Raw genomic sequence first — 16,835 nt, forward strand, 5'->3', positions numbered from 1 at the left:
CACTTCGGGGGTGGGCGGGGTCGTCAGGTCAGGACCGGCTGCTCGGTGCCGGCGCGGGCGTGGGCGGACAGGAGGAAGAGCAGGTCCTCCGCCGCGGCCCGGGGGCCGGCGCCCGGTTGCTCGCGGAACTCCCGGACGCGGTGCGGACGCGCGGGCGGCTCGGTGAGCGCGGGGACGCGCCGGTGCTCCAGCTCGTTCAGCGCGTCGATGCGGTACTCGCCGGCCTCGGGGGGCGCGACGATGCCGCCTTCGGCGAGCATCGGGATCTTGTCGAGCGTGACGCCGAACTTCTTGCCGGTGAGGGGGATCTCGAAGCTCAGCTTGTTGAGCCCGTCGATGATCCAGTTGGCGAAGGCGATCAGGCCGTTGATCGGCCCCTTGACCACGCCGAGGACGGCGCTGAGGCCGCCCTGGACCAGATCGCCGATGCCGTCCAGCGCCTTGGCGACGGCGTCCTTGGCGGTGCGGAAGAAGCCGGGGATCTTGTCGGTGATCCAGCGGACGACGGGCTGGACGGCGCTCTTGATGCCGCCGAGGGTGCGGGAGGCGATGCCGCTCAGGGCGTTGCTCGCGGAGCGGACGGCGGAGCCGATCCTCGCGATCCCGCCGATCGCCGAGCCGACGATCTTCAGCGCGGTGGTGAAGACGGTCAGGTACGCCTTGGCGTAGGTGCCGATCGCCTTGCCGAGGGCCTTCATGAAGGGGCTGATGAAGGCCCAGACGGACTGGAAGCCCTTGAGCGCCTGCTGGAGGACCTGGCGGATGATCCGCTGTCCGGTCTCGGAGTTGACGGCGAGTTCGATGAGGTACGCGGCGATGGGCACGATCAGGCCGACGAGGAAGCCGAGCGGGTTGGCCCGCATGGCGACGTTGACGCCTGTCATGGCGACCGAGGCGATGGTCATGACGGTGCCGAAGGTGCCCATCAGGCCGGTGATGACATCGGCGACGGGCAGCAGCGGCAGGAGGAGCCCGAGGACCGCCCCGGCGGCGGTGCCGATCCGCCCGGCGGCCCGGCCGGCCTTGCCGGCGGCGGTGGCGACCCGCTTGAGGCGGGTGGCGGCGGGGGAGCGGCGGAGCTTGTCGAGGGCGGTGCGGGTGGCGGTGGAGTTCTGGCCGAGGGCGCGGGTGGCGGTGGAGGCGTTACGGGCGGCGGCGACGAGTCCGCCGACGCCGGAGGACGCCCGCTGGGCGGCCTGCCGGAGGTTCCGGGCCGCTCCGGTCGCCGAGGCGGTCCCCTGCCGCAGGCTCTGCATCGGGCCGACGGCCACCTGGAAGCGGGGCAGGGCGAGGGCGGCGCCGCTCATGCCCGGGCTCCACGCGCCTTCACCAGGTACATGAGCGCGTCGGCGGTGGCCTTCGGGTTGTTGTCCCGGGCCGCGTGGTAGTGCTCGATGACGAGGCCGCCGCCCGCCCCGGTGCTCTGGCCCTGCGCCTGGCGGGCGCGGCGGGCGGTGAGCGCGAGGAGCCGGTCGAGCTTGGAGAGCGGCAGGACGGCCTCGGCCTCGCCGGCCTCGGCGAGGATGGCGGGGACACCGCCGGTGCGGGGCATCACGACGCCGCCGGTGGCGAGCATCGGGATGGTCGGGATGTTGACGCCGAAGGTCTTGCCGCCGACGACGGGGACCCAGCCGGGGACGGAGACCTTGACCCGGTTGATGGCGCGGATCATGGAGTTGATCAGGCCGATGACGGCGTTGATCGGACCCTTGACGCCGCTCTTGATGCCGTCGAAGGCGCGGGACGCGATGCCCTTGAGGCCGTTCCAGATGGACGACATCTTGTCCTTGACGGCGCTGAACGCCCGGGGGATCGCGCTCTTGATCCAGTTCACCACCGGGGTGATGACGCGCTTGATCCCGTTCCACACGGTGCTGATGACGCTCTTGATCGCCTTCATGACCGTGGTGATGACCGTCTTCCAGATCTTCACGTAGGTCTTGATGACGGTGGCGACGGCCTTGACGACGGTGGAGATGGCCCTCTTGATGCCGTTCCAGACCGTCTTGATGAGGCTGCCGGCCTTCTTCATGATCGGCCCGATGGCCTTCATGACCGAGCTGATCACGCTCTTGATCGCGCTGAACGCCTTCTTCAGCACCGTCTGCATGGTCTTCGAGCGCAGCGCCATGTCGACGACGGCCTCGATGAGCGGCATGAAGAGTTCGAGCAGCCGGACCAGGAAGTTGCCCTTCATGGACTTGTTGAGCTTGTCCTGGCCCTTGGCGGCCTTGCCGGCCCCGGATTCGTACTTGCCGAGCTTGCCGCCGGCGGACTGCGCGGTGTCGCCGGCCTTCTTCATGGCCCGCTCGGCCTGGTCGGACGCGGTCTTGAGGTTCTTCAGCTGGGTTCCGGCGCCCTGGGCGTTCGTACGCAGCGTCCTGAGCTGACCGGACGCGGACCGCCCGGCGTCGCCGACCTTCTTGACCGAGGTGCCGGCGTTCGCCGCCTGGGTCCTGAAGCCGTTGAGCGCGGTCGAGGCGTTCTTGAGGTTTCTGACGAGGGACATGGGTGTACCTCCTTTCGGGGGTGGGTGGGGGTCAGCGGGCGCCGGCGCCGGCGATCACGTCGTCGAGGCCGCCGATGGTGGTCCGGAGGTCGCGGAACTTGTCGCGGAGGGTTCCGGTCTCGGTGGCGAGGTTGTTCATCGCCTGGGCCGTGTTTCCGAGCTGGGTGTCCGTGGGCAGCTTGGTGGGCTGGAACCTGCCCAGCTCGTCGTTGAGCTTCTCCAGGCCCTCGGCGACCTTCCGCAGCTTCACGGCGTTGACCTTCTTGATGGCCGCGCCCACGGTCTCGAGGACGGTCACGGCCTTGTCGGCCTTGCTCTGGTTGGGCAGCCGCTTGAAGGAGTTCAGGAACGAGGGGGCCTTCGCGTCGAACCTCTCCACCTGCGGGTTCAGCTTCTCGAGCGCGTTGGCCAGCGTCTCGGCCTGCTGGGCGTTGGCCGGGTTGCCCACGAGGTCGGCGATGCTGGTGCCGCCGTTGGCGACCCGGCGCTCCCGGCCCTCGATCGCTCCGCGGGTCTGCCGGGTGACGTCGCCGTTCGCGTCGTACCCCCGGATGAGGCCGTCGCGACTGAAGAACTCCTGGATCGAGCGCTGGATGTTGGTGAGCTTGCCCGAGAGATAGAGGGCGACGCCTCCGATGACGATGGCCGCGAAGGCGCCGGCGCCGTTCGACAGCCAGTAGTTGATGGCCGTGCCGATGCCCTCGCCCTCGTACAGCTTCTCGATGCCGGCGGCGATGCCGCCGAAGCCGGCGGCCTCCCAGTACTCCGTGACGGGGTTCTTGACGATCTCCTTGTGCATCTCCTCGACCTTCTCCTTGAGGTAGGAGAAGTTGAACGAGAGCTCCCGGAGGACTTCGGCGTGCTCCAGGATCTGCCGTATGTGCCCCTGGACCACCGTGATCTTGAGGTCCGCGATCAGGTCGGGGACGTTGGTTTCTGGCATGGTTGCTCCGCTTCCGGCCCGTCAGGGCCAAGCGCCGAAAAGCCCCTGCCGATCCCGGCAGGGGCTCGTGCGCAGGGGCGTGCGCTGCGGCTAGGCGTCGGTGTCCCGGCGGGGGCCGCCCCGGGTCGTCGCGAGGGCGTCGTTCCAGCCGGCCGCGTACGCGACGGTCTCGCGGCGGGAGACCTCGGCGTACAGGGTGCCGAGCAGGGCTCTCTTGTCGAGGGCGACGGGTCCGTCGAGGAGCTGGCGGAGGCGGTCCTGGAGAGGGATGTGCGGTCGCGATGCCTCGCCCGGCTGAGTCATGGACGCCTGCCTTCCTTTGCTTGCCCGTGCGTGTGTGGCGGCGCCGCGTGTGTCTGGAGAGCGGGGGCACCACGTGTTCGAACTACTGTGCGAACAGAGTGTGGAACATCTGTTCTAGGTTTGTCGAGCGAGATGGAGCTGACGGCGTGTCTTCTCGTCAGGTTCTCGAACGAGTTGGCCGTGGACGAAAAGAAATTTCGACCGGGTAACCTGGAGGACGCTCTCCCGGACCCGACCACTCCGGGAAGGCGAGGGGCGCGAGGGGCGCGCGGGGACCCCAGGGGGCTGGAAGGCAGTACTGAGACATGGACACGGAGCCGGAAGCCGACCGGCGGGAGCGGGTGGTCGACTGGCTCGCCTCCCACCCCGACCTGCCCCACCTCTTCGCGCGGCTCTCCGAGCTCGTCCACGTCCTCGGGTACGCCCCCGAGGAGCTCGCCGTGATCCCCCGGTCCGAGATCGACCGCAGGGAGACCACCGCCTTCACCTCCGGCTGGGCCGAGGCGGTCTCCGACGAACTCCCGCGCATCCGGCGGGAGTACGAGCGCCGTGTCGCCGACGCCTACGCCCAGGGCCAGAGGGACGGCCGGGGCATCCGGCGGCCGCAGCGCCGGACGGACACCGGACCGGAGGGCGGCGCCCGGGTCATCGCCCTGCCCTTCGCCCGGCTCCTCGAACCGCCGGCCGCCGTGGTCGAGGCGGAGGAGCGGGTGCGCCGGGAGCGCGAACTGTTCGAACAGGGCTCCTCGTCCGAATCCGGGGCCGGACCCGATCCCGATCCCGAGGCCGGACCCGATCCCGAGGCCGGGCACGAGGCCGAGGCCGGACCCGAGCCCCGGCACGACGAGGGCGGGGCCGACCCCGGGCCCGACTCCGGGACCGGCCCCGGGTATCGCGGCGAGGGCGGCGGCCCCGGCGAAGGGGTGCGTGGGGGTGAGCCGGAGCCCGAGCACGGCAAGGAGCCTGCGCCCGGGACGGCGGTGCCCGACGCCCCGGCCACGGTCCAGGAGGGCCGCGCCCGGCGCACCGCGCGGCCCGTGCGCAAAGTCGTACGGGGCAAGGGCGGCCGCCCCATCGTCCCGCCGCTCTCCCACGTCCCCGTCCAGCAGGGCGCCGGCGCCGGCGAACGCCGGGAGGCCGAACCCCGCAAACCCCGCAGGCTCTCCGAGCGCGCCAAGGCGCTGGAGGAGGAACTGGCCGCCGAGCGCACGCAGGAAGCACCTCCGGAGTCCGCCCCCTGACGGGAACGGACTCCGGGAGGGGCGGCGCGGGCGAGCGCGCCGGGCGGGCCGGCCGACGAAGCGGGTCAGCCGAAGAAGCGGGCCAGCTGGCCGGGGGAGATCTCCGGGGGCGCCTCCCCGTTCCGCGGGGCGGAATCCGCCCCGGTCGCTCCGGTCCGAGCCCCGGCGTCGGCGCCGGTACTGGTACCGGCACCGGTACCGTCCTCGTCCCCGTCCTCCTTGGCCGCCGGGCGCGGGACCGGCTTCGGGAACTCGGGCGGATCGCCGTCCTCCCCGCTGTTGACGCAGGAGAACATCCAGTTGCCGACGGCGAGGTGGTCCACGGTCGCCGCCAGCAGGTGGTCGGTGACCGACCACTCGGCGGCCTCGCCGTGGATCTGGCGCTGGAGCGCGCTCTCCCGCGGCAGGTGTTTGATCAGGACCAGCAGCCGCCGGCTGGACAGCTCGCCCTGGTGCCAGTCGAGGATGTCGGTCCCGTAGTAGCGGATCAGGTCCGCCTCAAGGGCCTCGGCGTGTTCGTCGACGAACTCGACGAGGCTCAGTCTTCCCCCAGGCCGAGCCCGGTCTCCTGGCCGTACGCCTCCAGGATGGCGGCGATGTCCTGCATGGTGACCTCGTGCTCCTCGAAGCGGGCGAACTGATCCGCGCCCATGAGGAGCGCGAGCAGGCCGTCCACGTCGTTGTCGTCGAGCTTGCGCAGGCCCTTCGCGGTCGCGCGGGAGAGCTCCGTGGGGAGGGTGAAGGTGTCGCCGTCCAGCTCGAAGGTCCAGGAGCGGCTGCGGCCCTCCTGGCGCTGGGCGCGGGCGGCGTTGACGTCGAAACGGGCCATGGTGATGCGTACTCCTTGATCGGATCCGTGCGAGGGGGAGAGGGGCGAGGGCCCGGGGCGGGACGGCGGGGGCGCCGCCGTCCCGCCCCGGAGGGGATCAGGCCGAGGCGCCGTACTGGTTGTCCTTCATCAGGAAGGTCGCCAGCGGCTTGCCGTCGCCGTTCGACATCGCGGTGAAGGTGATGCCCAGGGTGGACGCCGCCTTGCGGGCCAGCTTGATGTCGTCGGAGGCGGTGACCTGGCCGCGCGGGATGATGAAGCGGTACGTGACCGCGGTGCCGCCGACCTTGACGTCGGTGAACTCCAGGCCGAGGGCGCGGACGTCCGCGTAGGGACGCTCGGCGATCTCGTACTTGTACGTGTCGGTCGCCGCGGCCGGCTCGGCCTCGACCTTGCCGCCGCCCATGAAGAACGGCAGCGTGTCCTCGTTGAACTGGAGCATCGAGAACTTCAGCGAGAGGTCGCGGCTGGAGTAGATGAAGTGCACCGGGGAGACCGACTGCCAGGTGTCGATCGGCTCCAGCTTGTCCTTCTTGGAGAAGGTCACACCGTCGCCGGTCGTGTAGCCGAGGTTCGTCCAGGTGGTCGAGGCCCAGTCGGCGGCCGGGTCGGCCCCGAAGGACGGGGCCGGGGAGCCGGCGGTGGCGACGAAGAGCTTGCCGGAGCCGGCGACGCGGATCTCGGCGGAGTTGTTTCCTGCCATGGTGGGTTTCTCCTTGTGTGGGTGAGGGCGCCGCGCCCGGGCGAAGGGAAGGGACCCGGGTACGGCAAAGGCCCCGCCGGACGGCAGGGCCTGGTCTGTGGGCCGGACGGGGGCCGGCGTGGGGCCGGACGGGGGCCGGCGGGGCCGGACGGGTCCGGCGGGGCGTCAGAAGACGCCGAGGGAGAGGCGCAGCACGCAGAGGTAGCGGTTGGCGCCCCGGTAGAGGTAGTCGGGCAGCCAGCGCGGCCCGTCCTGCTCCTCCACGTCGTGGACGGCGTAGCCGCCGATCTGCTTGCCGAGGGTGGCGAGCAGCGCGCGCCGGGCGCCGTTGGCGAGGACGTGGGCGGCCTCCTTGGTGGGGCCGTACACCTCGAACTCGATCAGTGGCATGTCGACGTGCAGGTCGCCGATCCAGGCGCCGCCGCGGCGGTTGACGAGGACGGCGGCCTGCGTGCCGTCGAAGCCGGTCGGCGGGTGGACGGCGAGCACCGCCCCGGCCAGCGCCGGGTCGGCCTTGAGGACGTCGACGACCAGCTTCTCGACGTCCGGGAACGCACTCGGGGGAGTGGTCATCGCGGTTCTCCTCGGGAGGGGACGGTGGGTGGACGCGGGGGCGGCCGTCCGGGGGCTCCGGCGGGAGGGGGAGGGGCGCGGAGCCGCGCCCGGACGGCCGACGGCGGAGCCGCGGCCCGTCTCCGGGCGCAGCTCCGCCGCTGCACCAACTGTGACAGAGAGCGTGCGCGCACGCAACTAAAAAGGGGCCCGTCACCCAGGAAATCTCAGGAAGCGCCCCTGACCTGCGGCGATGCCTATCGGATCAGACGCGGCGGCGGATAGGTTGGCCGTCCCGATCCCCCGAGGAGCCGCCCGTGTCCGCCGACCGCCCCCGCCTGCTCTACGTCACCGACCTCGCCTACCCGGCCCGCGGACGCCGCTACGGCGACGAGGACATCGACCTCACCGCCCGCCTCCGCGCCTCCTTCGACCTCGCGCTCTGCCACCCGCGCGACGCCGCCGCCCTCATGGACGCCTTCGACGCCGTCGTCGTGCGCAACAGCGGCCCGGTCCTCCACCACCAGGAGGCGTACGACCGCTTCCGCGCCCGCGCCACCGCCCGGGGCACCCGCGTCTACAACCCGCTCCACGGCCGCGGCGACATGGCCGGAAAGCAGTACCTCCTCGACCTCACCGCCGCCGGGCACCCCGTCATCCCCACCGTGGACCGCCCCGAGGACCTGGGGCTCCTCCCGGAGTCCGAGCTCTACGCCGTCAAGCCCAAGGCCGGCGCCGACTCCATAGGACTGCGGTTCGTCCCGTACGGGGAGCTCGGCGGCCTCCCCCGGGACGGGAGCCTCCTCGTCCAGCCGCGGATCGACTTCGCGTACGAGGTCTCCTTCGTCTTCGTCGACGACCTCTTCCAGTACGCGCTGTACGCCCCCGACCCCGAGCGCCGCTGGGTCCTGGAGCCGTACGACGCCACCCCGGACGACCTCGCCTTCGCCCGCCGCTTCATCGACTGGAACACGCTCCGCCACGGCGTCCAGCGCGTCGACGCCTGCCGCACCCGCGACGGCCGGCTGCTCCTGGTGGAGCTGGAGGACCTCAACCCGTACCTCTCGCTCGACCGGGTCGGCGAGGACGTCCGCACCCGCTTCACCGAGACCTTGACCGACTCCCTCCACGCCTTCCTGAAGGCATGAGGAAGCGCCCCGTGTCCGATGACGGACACGGGGCGCTCTCGGGGGCTCGACGAGGTGGTGCGGTGCGGTCTCAGGCGGTACGGGGGCGGCGGCGGGCCGCCCGCTCCGCCGCGAAGACGTCCTCCAGGCGGAAGAGCTGCGCCCGCCCCGCCCGCCCCGCGGCCCGCAGATGGCCCAGCTGGACCCACTTGCGGATGGTCGCCGGGGCGACCCCCGCCTCCTCGGCGGCGAGCGGTCCCGGGATCAGCGCCGGGAGGTGGGGCGAGCTCAGCATGAGGTTTCCTTCGTGTCGTCCATCGCCGCCTCGATCTCCTCCGTGAGGGCCCCGGAGGCCTCCGCCAGCTCCCCCCACTCGTCCTCCCGCCACAGGTGCCGGTAGGCGGGATCGTCCTGGCAGCCGCACACCGGATCGGTGCACACGCAGGCGGGGTTCACGCACAGCACCGCCCGGCGGTCGGGGAAGGCGCGCAGCGAGACCGAGTCGCACCACGGGCAGCGGCCGGCCACCCGCACCACCGACTCCGCCTCGCCGAGCGTCCGCGCGCACCGGCGGGCCATCCGCCGGACCTCGTCCCGCACGTGACGGGCGAGATCCGGGTGGGCCGCGATCCCGTCCAGGAGCCCGACGACCCGGCGCAGCCGGTCGGTCACCCCGGCCCTGGGCGGCCTCGGCAGCCCCAGCCGCGCGCACACGGCCTCCTCCAGCTCCACCACGCCGTCGGTGACGTCCCGGATGCAGTCGGACACGTGCAGCCGGATCGGGGCGGCGCCGTGGCCGGGGACGGCGAGCCCGTGCCGCTGCTCCAGGAGCAGCGCCTCGCGCCGCTCCCGGCGGAGGAGTTCGGCGTCGCCGGGGCGCGGCGCGGCGGGGGCGGTGCCCGCGGGGGAGCGACGGCCGGGCGCCAGCTCCTCGGCGAGCTCGGGGAACTGCCGGACGAGGGCGGCGGCCCAGAGGGCGATGTCCCGCAGGACGGCCTCGGCGGCGGCGTTCTCGCTCACGTGTTCCCCCCGGTGGAGACCGGGGCGGCGGCGAGCGCGGGGTCGAGCACGGCGGTGAGCGCGGGGTCGAGCACGGCGTCGAGCTGCGCGGCGACGGCGCGCGGGGTCAGCGGCGCGTCCGCGGCGGTCGGGCGTCCCGGGGCGGGCGGGCCGAGCGGGTCGGCGGCGCCCGGCTTCGCGTATCGGGACGAACGGGGCTTCACGGGCCGTCCGTTGCGCCAGAGGCGGCCCGCGCAGACGCCGTCGAACCAGCTCTCGGCGGGGGCGACGGCCGCCTCGCACTCGCGGCGGACGGGGCAGGCGGCGCAGGCCCGCAGCGCGGGGGCCGCCTGTCGCTCGCGGCGGGCGAAGACGACGGACGGGGAGAGGCCGGCGCACGCGGCGGCGGCCTGCCAGGGGGTCGGGTCGTGCTGGGACAAGACGGGTTCTCTCCACGTTCCGGGGCCGCCGGGCGCAGGGGCGCCCCGTGGGGGGCCCGGCGTCCAGGAGCCGGCGAGTGCGGCGGAGAGCAGAGTTGCATGTTGCGTGCGAGCTCGCAACTAAGGACCGGGAGGGTCTTCACCGATTCGACACGGTTGCGTGCCCGAAAGCACGTAATTCCGTGCGCGCAAGCACGCTAGAGTGAGGAACCCGGAAGGGTGGGGATGATGAGGGAGCGGTAGAGCATGAACAGTCAAGGGCTCGACGAGTTCGCCGGCTGGGTCGAAGGTCTGATGAGACGGCGCGGATACGACATCGACAGTCCCCGCGGCGGCGGGAAGTCCCGCATCGCCGACGAGGCCGGGGTCCACCGGGCCGCGGTGACCCGCCTGCTCCAGCGGCAGAGCATGCCCGACCTGGAGACCATGCGCCGCATCGCCCCGCTCCTCGGGGTCTCGGTGCGCGACATGCTGATCCGCTCCGGCCGGGTCACCCCCGAGGAACTTCCCCTCGCGGCCGACCTGCTCCCGCCGACCGACTGGCAGCCCACGATGGAGGACTTCGCCCGCTGGCTCGGCGTCCCCGACGAACGCATGGGCGTCTTCGTCAAGGTCGTGAGCCAGTTCCTGGAGCCTGACACCGGGGCCGAGCCCGAGGAACCGCGCACCGAATCCCGCCGTACCGCCCGCGATTGACAGCGGGCCCCCTCTGTGCTTCGCCGGGACGGGCCAAGATCCACCGACGGTCCGTCCCGGCGGCGTGGGCTTTTCTTTTGACCGCAGTCCGTGCGATAGGTACGCTCATGCCTTGTGCCTGGGGTGTGCCTGGGCTCCCGTGCGTGTCCACAACCGCACGGTGAGTCCAATATCGGCCACCGTGATCCGCGCCCCTTCCGCTTTCTGCGGAGGTCCGCCGGGTCCGACACACCCGACCGCGTGGGTCGGTGAATGTTCCAGGTTAGTAGTACTTACGGCACACAGAAACCGGAGAAGTAGTGCCTACGATCCAGCAGCTGGTCCGGAAGGGCCGGCAGGACAAGGTCGAGAAGAACAAGACGCCCGCACTCGAGGGTTCGCCCCAGCGCCGTGGCGTCTGCACGCGTGTGTTCACGACCACCCCGAAGAAGCCGAACTCGGCCCTCCGTAAGGTCGCGCGTGTGCGTCTGACCAGCGGCATCGAGGTCACGGCCTACATCCCGGGTGAGGGACACAACCTGCAGGAGCACTCCATCGTGCTCGTGCGTGGCGGCCGTGTGAAGGACCTGCCTGGTGTTCGTTACAAGATCATCCGCGGCTCCCTCGACACCCAGGGTGTCAAGAACCGCAAGCAGGCCCGCAGCCGCTACGGCGCCAAGAAGGAGAAGTAAGAATGCCTCGTAAGGGCCCCGCCCCGAAGCGCCCGGTCATCATCGACCCGGTCTACGGTTCTCCTCTTGTCACGTCGCTGATCAACAAGATCCTGCTCGACGGCAAGCGCTCCACCGCTGAGCGCATCGTCTACGGCGCCATGGAGGGCCTGCGCGAGAAGACCGGTGCTGACCCGGTCGTCACGCTGAAGCGCGCCCTCGAGAACGTCAAGCCGGCTCTCGAGGTCAAGTCCCGCCGTGTCGGTGGCGCCACCTACCAGGTGCCGATCGAGGTCAAGCCCGGTCGTGCCTCCACCCTCGCGCTGCGCTGGCTCGTCGGCTACTCCCGCGCCCGCCGCGAGAAGACCATGACCGAGCGCCTCATGAACGAGCTCCTGGACGCCTCCAACGGCCTGGGTGCTTCGGTCAAGAAGCGCGAGGACACGCACAAGATGGCCGAGTCCAACAAGGCCTTCGCGCACTACCGCTGGTAGTCGCAACCCCCATCGAGACCGAGAGAAGACTGAAGCCTTATGGCTACCACTTCGCTTGACCTGGCCAAGGTGCGCAACATCGGCATCATGGCCCACATCGACGCGGGCAAGACGACCACCACCGAGCGGATCCTGTTCTACACCGGCGTTTCGTACAAGATCGGTGAGGTCCACGACGGCGCTGCCACGATGGACTGGATGGAGCAGGAGCAGGAGCGTGGCATCACGATCACGTCCGCTGCCACCACCTGCCACTGGCCGCTCGAGAACGTCGACCACACGATCAACATCATCGACACGCCGGGTCACGTCGACTTCACCGTCGAGGTGGAGCGTTCCCTGCGCGTGCTCGACGGTGCCGTGACCGTGTTCGACGGCGTGGCCGGCGTCGAGCCCCAGTCCGAGACCGTCTGGCGTCAGGCGGACCGCTACGGCGTTCCGCGTATCTGCTTCGTCAACAAGCTCGACCGCACGGGTGCCGACTTCTTCCGCTGTGTCGACATGATCGTGGGCCGCCTCGGCGCCACTCCGATCGTCATGCAGCTCCCGATCGGTGCCGAGGCCGACTTCGAGGGCGTCATCGACCTCGTGAAGATGAAGGCCCTCGTCTGGTCCGCCGAGGCGACCAAGGGCGAGATGTACGACACCGTCGACATCCCGGCCGACAAGCAGGAGCTCGCGGACGAGTACCGCGGCAAGCTCGTCGAGGCCGTCGCCGAGAACGACGAGGAGCTCATGGAGCTCTTCCTCGAGGGCGTCGAGCCCACCGAGGAGCAGCTCTACGCCGCGATCCGTCGCATCACCATCGCCTCCGGCAAGGGCGGCGAGACCACGGTCACCCCCGTGTTCTGTGGCACCGCGTTCAAGAACAAGGGCGTCCAGCCCCTGCTCGACGCGGTCGTCCGCTACCTGCCGTCGCCCCTCGACGTCGAGGCCATCGAGGGCCAGGACGTCAAGGACGCCGAGGTCGTCGTCCGGCGCAAGCCGTCCGACGACGAGCCGCTGGCCGCCCTCGCGTTCAAGATCGCGAGCGACCCGCACCTCGGCAAGCTCACCTTCGTCCGGATCTACTCCGGTCGCCTGGAGGCCGGCACCGCGGTGCTGAACTCCGTCAAGGGCAAGAAGGAGCGCATCGGCAAGATCTACCGCATGCACGCGAACAAGCGTGAGGAGATCGACTCGGTGGGCGCCGGCGACATCGTCGCCGTCATGGGCCTGAAGCAGACCACCACCGGTGAGACGCTGTGCGACGAGAAGAACCCGGTCATCCTGGAGTCCATGGACTTCCCGGCGCCGGTCATCCAGGTCGCGATCGAGCCCAAGTCCAAGGGTGACCAGGAGAAGCTGGGTGTCGCCATCCAGCGTCTCGCGGAGGAGGACCCCTCCTTCCAGGTCCACTCGGACGAGGAGACCGGCCAGACCATCATCGGTGGCATGGGCGAGCTCCACCTCGACATCCTCGTCGACCGCATGCGTCGCGAGTTCAAGGTCGAGGCCAACGTCGGCAAGCCGCAGGTCGCGTACCGTGAGACGATCCGCAAGGCCGTCGAGCGTCACGACTACACCCACAAGAAGCAGACCGGTGGTACCGGTCAGTTCGCCAAGGTGCAGATCGCGATCGAGCCCATCGAGGGCGGCGAGGCGTCGTACGAGTTCGTGAACAAGGTCACCGGTGGCCGCATCCCGAAGGAGTACATCCCCTCGGTCGACGCGGGTGCGCAGGAGGCCATGCAGTTCGGCATCCTGGCCGGCTACGAGATGACGGGCGTCCGCGTCATTCTTCTCGACGGTGGCTACCACGAGGTCGACTCCTCCGAGCTCGCGTTCAAGATCGCCGGTTCGCAGGCCTTCAAGGAGGCCGCGCGCAAGGCTTCTCCCGTGCTCCTCGAGCCGATGATGGCCGTCGAGGTCACCACGCCCGAGGACTACATGGGCGAGGTCATCGGCGACATCAACTCCCGCCGTGGCCAGATCCAGGCCATGGAGGAGCGTCACGGTGCCCGCATCGTGAAGGGCCTCGTGCCCCTGTCGGAGATGTTCGGCTACGTCGGCGACCTCCGCAGCAAGACCTCGGGTCGCGCAAGCTACTCGATGCAGTTCGACTCCTACGCCGAGGTTCCGCGGAACGTCGCCGAGGAGATCATCGCGAAGGCCAAGGGCGAGTAACGCACCTGCGTTCAACGCACTGCGTGCACACGCTTTAGGCTTGACACCGACCGGTGGGGGGCCGTCCCGCGAGGGACACCCCCTGCCGGACGGCACCCCAGCAAAGATCACCTGGCGCCGATGAAGCAAGGCGTTCAGAACCACTCCACAGGAGGACCCCAGTGGCGAAGGCGAAGTTCGAGCGGACTAAGCCGCACGTCAACATCGGCACCATCGGTCACATCGACCACGGTAAGACGACCCTCACGGCCGCCATTACCAAGGTGCTGCACGACGCGTACCCGGACCTGAACGAGGCCTCGGCCTTCGACCAGATCGACAAGGCTCCCGAGGAGCGCCAGCGCGGTATCACGATCTCGATCGCGCACGTCGAGTACCAGACCGAGTCGCGTCACTACGCCCACGTCGACTGCCCCGGTCACGCGGACTACATCAAGAACATGATCACGGGTGCCGCGCAGATGGACGGCGCCATCCTCGTGGTCGCCGCCACCGACGGCCCGATGCCGCAGACCAAGGAGCACGTGCTCCTGGCCCGCCAGGTCGGCGTTCCGTACATCGTCGTCGCCCTGAACAAGGCCGACATGGTGGACGACGAGGAGATCCTGGAGCTCGTCGAGCTCGAGGTCCGTGAGCTCCTCTCCGAGTACGAGTTCCCGGGCGACGACCTGCCGGTCGTCCGCGTCTCGGCGCTCAAGGCGCTCGAGGGCGACAAGGAGTGGGGCGAGAAGCTTCTCGGCCTCATGCACGCCGTCGACGAGGCCATCCCGCAGCCCGAGCGTGACGTCGACAAGCCGTTCCTGATGCCGATCGAGGACGTCTTCACGATCACCGGTCGTGGCACCGTCGTCACCGGTCGTATCGAGCGTGGTGTCCTGAAGGTCAACGAGACCGTTGACATCATCGGCATCAAGCAGGAGAAGACCACCACCACGGTCACCGGCATCGAGATGTTCCGCAAGCTGCTCGACGAGGGCCAGGCCGGTGAGAACGTCGGTCTGCTCCTCCGTGGCATCAAGCGCGAGGACGTCGAGCGCGGCCAGGTCATCATCAAGCCGGGCTCGGTCACGCCGCACACGAACTTCGAGGCGCAGGCTTACATCCTGTCGAAGGACGAGGGTGGCCGTCACACCCCGTTCTTCAACAACTACCGCCCGCAGTTCTACTTCCGTACCACGGACGTGACCGGCGTCGTGACCCTCCCCGAGGGCACCGAGATGGTCATGCCGGGCGACAACACCGCCATGAGCGTTGAGCTGATCCAGCCCATCGCCATGGAGGAGGGCCTCAAGTTCGCCATCCGTGAGGGTGGCCGGACCGTCGGCGCCGGCCAGGTCGTCAAGATCACTGCCTGATCTTGAACTGACCTGGACGGCTCGCACGAGCTGCCAGCAGTGACAGAAGGCCCCGCACCGGAAGGTGCGGGGCCTTCTGGCGTCCGGGCGGGCCCGCCGCGTACACGTGCGTCCGCCCCGACCCGTCCGCGAGACAGCGAGACAGCGAGACAGCGAGACAGCGAGACAGTGCGACCGTCGCCCGGCGGAACGGGCTTCGGAGGGCCTTGGCGCCGTCTCGCATGGCGGACGGGTCGGAATGCTTACTGGTGCCTGCATTCACATGGATGTAACACTGCCGCTGGCGGCGGTCCCACAGGTGCGGGGGCGCGCGAGGACGCCGCCCGTCATGGCTCGGCAACGGCGCCGAGCCCCGCACGCTTCCCTGGCGCGCGCAGCCGTGCCAGAAGGGGGTACTCCGTGCCGTCCCAGACCACCGCCGAGACCACCGCCGCCCGGTCCGCGCTCGACGCCCTGCGCGCCGGGATCGAGCAGCGCAACCCGGCCCAGCCCGAGTTCCACCAGGCCGTCCACGAGGTGCTCGACAGCCTCGCGCCGGTGCTCGCGGCCCGCCCCGAGTACGCCGACCCCGGCCTCCTGGAGCGGCTCGTGGAGCCCGAGCGGCAGATCGTCTTCCGGGTGCCGTGGCAGGACGACCGGGGCCGCACGCACGTCAACCGCGGCTTCCGCGTCGAGTTCAACAGCGCGCTCGGCCCCTACAAGGGCGGCCTGCGCTTCCACCCCTCGGTGAACCTCGGCATCGTGAAGTTCCTCGGCTTCGAGCAGATCTTCAAGAACGCCCTCACCGGCCTCGGCATCGGCGGCGGCAAGGGCGGCAGCGACTTCGACCCGCACGGTCGCAGCGACGCCGAGATCATGCGCTTCTGCCAGTCCTTCATGACCGAGCTGTACCGCCACCTCGGCGAGCACACCGACGTCCCCGCCGGCGACATCGGCGTCGGCGGGCGCGAGATCGGCTACCTCTTCGGTCAGTACCGGCGGATCACCAACCGCTGGGAGGCCGGCGTCCTCACCGGCAAGGGCACCGGCTGGGGCGGCTCCGCCATCCGGCCCGAGGCCACCGGCTACGGCAGCGTCCTCTTCGCCGCCGCCATGCTCCGCGAGCGCGGCGAGGACCTGGAGGGCCAGACCGCCGTCGTCTCCGGCTCCGGGAACGTGGCGCTCTACACGATCGAGAAGCTCCTCGCCCTCGGCGCCAACCCGCTGACCTGCTCCGACTCCAGCGGCTACGTGTACGACGACAAGGGCATCGACCTCGACCTGCTCAAGCAGATCAAGGAGGTCGAGCGCGGCCGCGTCGCCGACTACGCCGAGCGGCGCGGCGCCTCCGCCCGCTTCGTGCCCGGCGGCCGGGTGTGGGAGGTCCCCGCCGACGTCGCCCTGCCCTCCGCCACCCAGAACGAGCTCGACGAGAACGACGCCGCCGCGCTGATCCAGGGCGGAGTCAAGGCCGTCGCCGAGGGCGCCAACATGCCCACCACCGCCGAGGCCGTCCACCTGCTCCAGCGGGCCGGTGTCGCCTTCGGCCCCGGCAAGGCCGCCAACGCGGGCGGTGTCGCCGTCAGCGCCCTGGAGATGGCCCAGAACCACTCCCGCACGTCCTGGACCGCGGCCCGGGTCGAGGAGGAGCTGGCCGGGATCATGACCGACATCCACCGCACCTGCCACGAGACCGCCGAGCGGTACGGCGCCCCCGGCGACTACGTCACCGGCGCCAACATCGCCGGCTTCGAGCGGGTCGCGGACGCCATGCTGGCGCAGGGCGTGATCTGACCCGCGCGCCCGGAGGAATCCTCTTCCGAGAATTCCTCCGGGCGATGTCGAGACC

At 70.5% G+C, this 16,835-nt stretch carries 19 protein-coding genes; 8 read left to right on the forward strand and 11 right to left on the reverse strand.

The window, feature by feature from the left end; translation table 11 throughout:
* Positions 1-23: 23 nt before the first annotated feature.
* From ACF1BN_RS19185 to ACF1BN_RS19200, 4 genes are all read right to left on the reverse strand, one after another.
* Entirely contained in the window at positions 24-1,307 is a 1,284-nt protein-coding gene (locus ACF1BN_RS19185; RefSeq protein WP_392332772.1) for a tape-measure protein, read from the reverse strand.
* Entirely contained in the window at positions 1,304-2,509 is a 1,206-nt protein-coding gene (locus tag ACF1BN_RS19190; protein ID WP_392332773.1) for a phage tail protein, read from the reverse strand. Before ACF1BN_RS19190 ends, ACF1BN_RS19185 begins: the two co-directional genes overlap by 4 nt.
* Positions 2,510-2,540: 31 nt before the next feature.
* The gene (locus ACF1BN_RS19195) at positions 2,541-3,452 is read right to left on the reverse strand and encodes a hypothetical protein (protein ID WP_392332774.1); all 912 of its coding nucleotides are present in this window, start codon (positions 3,450-3,452) and stop codon (positions 2,541-2,543) included.
* Between the two features lie 90 nt (positions 3,453-3,542).
* A complete protein-coding gene (locus ACF1BN_RS19200) occupies positions 3,543-3,755 on the reverse strand; it encodes a hypothetical protein (protein ID WP_392332775.1) in 213 nt (70 codons plus the stop codon).
* 305 nt (positions 3,756-4,060) lie between these two features.
* On the opposite strand from ACF1BN_RS19200, the gene ACF1BN_RS19205 reads away from it, so the two are divergent.
* The gene (locus tag ACF1BN_RS19205) at positions 4,061-4,996 is read left to right on the forward strand and encodes a hypothetical protein (protein ID WP_392332776.1); all 936 of its coding nucleotides are present in this window, start codon (positions 4,061-4,063) and stop codon (positions 4,994-4,996) included.
* Between the two features lie 65 nt (positions 4,997-5,061).
* Here ACF1BN_RS19205 and ACF1BN_RS19210 read toward each other — a convergent pair whose 3' ends face one another.
* From ACF1BN_RS19210 to ACF1BN_RS19225, 4 genes are all read right to left on the reverse strand, one after another.
* Complete coding sequence (locus ACF1BN_RS19210) at positions 5,062-5,319, reverse strand: hypothetical protein (protein WP_392332777.1); 258 nt, start codon at positions 5,317-5,319, stop codon at positions 5,062-5,064.
* A gap of 215 nt (positions 5,320-5,534) precedes the next feature.
* Positions 5,535-5,825: a hypothetical protein gene (locus ACF1BN_RS19215; protein ID WP_392332778.1), complete on the reverse strand. Its 291-nt coding sequence runs from the start codon at positions 5,823-5,825 to the stop codon at positions 5,535-5,537.
* A gap of 97 nt (positions 5,826-5,922) precedes the next feature.
* Positions 5,923-6,528 carry a phage tail protein gene (locus ACF1BN_RS19220; RefSeq protein ID WP_392332779.1) on the reverse strand — a complete coding sequence of 202 codons (606 nt, stop codon included), beginning with the start codon at positions 6,526-6,528 and terminating at the stop codon, positions 5,923-5,925.
* 165 nt (positions 6,529-6,693) lie between these two features.
* Complete coding sequence (locus ACF1BN_RS19225; RefSeq protein WP_392332780.1) at positions 6,694-7,101, reverse strand: hypothetical protein; 408 nt, start codon at positions 7,099-7,101, stop codon at positions 6,694-6,696.
* A gap of 296 nt (positions 7,102-7,397) precedes the next feature.
* On the opposite strand from ACF1BN_RS19225, the gene ACF1BN_RS19230 reads away from it, so the two are divergent.
* Positions 7,398-8,228 (forward strand): hypothetical protein, encoded by an 831-nt coding sequence (locus tag ACF1BN_RS19230; RefSeq protein ID WP_392332781.1) that lies wholly within the window; start codon positions 7,398-7,400, stop codon positions 8,226-8,228.
* Positions 8,229-8,298: 70 nt separating this feature from the next.
* Here ACF1BN_RS19230 and ACF1BN_RS19235 read toward each other — a convergent pair whose 3' ends face one another.
* The 3 genes from ACF1BN_RS19235 to ACF1BN_RS19245 are packed head-to-tail and all read right to left on the reverse strand — an operon-like array spanning position 8,299 to position 9,646.
* The gene (locus tag ACF1BN_RS19235) at positions 8,299-8,502 is read right to left on the reverse strand and encodes a hypothetical protein (RefSeq protein ID WP_030759416.1); all 204 of its coding nucleotides are present in this window, start codon (positions 8,500-8,502) and stop codon (positions 8,299-8,301) included.
* A complete protein-coding gene (locus ACF1BN_RS19240) occupies positions 8,496-9,227 on the reverse strand; it encodes a hypothetical protein (RefSeq protein WP_392332782.1) in 732 nt (243 codons plus the stop codon). Before ACF1BN_RS19240 ends, ACF1BN_RS19235 begins: the two co-directional genes overlap by 7 nt.
* Positions 9,224-9,646: a WhiB family transcriptional regulator gene (locus tag ACF1BN_RS19245; RefSeq protein ID WP_392332783.1), complete on the reverse strand. Its 423-nt coding sequence runs from the start codon at positions 9,644-9,646 to the stop codon at positions 9,224-9,226. The genes ACF1BN_RS19240 and ACF1BN_RS19245 overlap by 4 nt, the downstream gene beginning before the upstream one ends.
* A 246-nt stretch (positions 9,647-9,892) precedes the next feature.
* On the opposite strand from ACF1BN_RS19245, the gene ACF1BN_RS19250 reads away from it, so the two are divergent.
* The 6 genes from ACF1BN_RS19250 (at position 9,893) to gdhA (ending at position 16,780) form a co-directional block, all read left to right on the forward strand.
* A complete protein-coding gene (locus ACF1BN_RS19250) occupies positions 9,893-10,342 on the forward strand; it encodes a helix-turn-helix domain-containing protein (RefSeq protein WP_392332784.1) in 450 nt (149 codons plus the stop codon).
* Positions 10,343-10,641: 299 nt separating this feature from the next.
* On the forward strand, positions 10,642-11,013 hold the full coding sequence (rpsL, locus tag ACF1BN_RS19255; RefSeq protein WP_003948652.1) for a 30S ribosomal protein S12: 372 nt from the start codon (positions 10,642-10,644) through the stop codon (positions 11,011-11,013).
* Positions 11,014-11,015: 2 nt separating this feature from the next.
* The gene (gene rpsG, locus ACF1BN_RS19260; protein ID WP_030494244.1) at positions 11,016-11,486 is read left to right on the forward strand and encodes a 30S ribosomal protein S7; all 471 of its coding nucleotides are present in this window, start codon (positions 11,016-11,018) and stop codon (positions 11,484-11,486) included.
* A 39-nt stretch (positions 11,487-11,525) separates the two neighbouring features.
* Positions 11,526-13,652 (forward strand): elongation factor G, encoded by a 2,127-nt coding sequence (gene fusA, locus ACF1BN_RS19265; protein ID WP_392332785.1) that lies wholly within the window; start codon positions 11,526-11,528, stop codon positions 13,650-13,652.
* Between the two features lie 161 nt (positions 13,653-13,813).
* Positions 13,814-15,007, forward strand: a complete 1,194-nt coding sequence (gene tuf, locus ACF1BN_RS19270) for an elongation factor Tu (protein ID WP_376603358.1) — start codon at positions 13,814-13,816, stop codon at positions 15,005-15,007.
* Positions 15,008-15,406: 399 nt separating this feature from the next.
* Entirely contained in the window at positions 15,407-16,780 is a 1,374-nt protein-coding gene (gene gdhA / locus ACF1BN_RS19275; protein WP_392332786.1) for an NADP-specific glutamate dehydrogenase, read from the forward strand.
* Positions 16,781-16,835: the final 55 nt, after the last annotated feature.

Source organism: Streptomyces sp. NPDC014861 (assembly GCF_043081625.1).
Classification (GTDB): domain Bacteria; phylum Actinomycetota; class Actinomycetes; order Streptomycetales; family Streptomycetaceae; genus Streptomyces.